A 231-nucleotide genomic window follows, 5' to 3' on the forward strand; every position below is an offset into this window, starting at 1 on the left:
GCAGCCCAAGACGACACCTACTTTGAAATTGCGTGGGTTGGGAAAAACGTCCAAGATGCAATGACGAAAATTAAGTACTCTTCTTAGCCAGTGGTAGCGGCGCCATCTGGTATGACGCTTGGCGGCGGTACAGAAGTTTGTTTACCAGCAGCGAGCATTCCAGCTTCTAGCGAAACATATAGGGGCTTAGTAGAATTAGGTGTTGGCTTAATCCCTGGCGGAGGCGGTAAC

The 231-nt window shown here is 49.8% G+C and carries 1 pseudogene; it reads left to right on the forward strand.

Annotated features, from left to right (window positions below):
* Positions 1-231: pseudogene (locus AC0IXC_RS29425) on the forward strand (enoyl-CoA hydratase-related protein); the annotation flags it as partial.

It is taken from the genome of Bacillus sp. AC266, assembly GCF_979253805.1.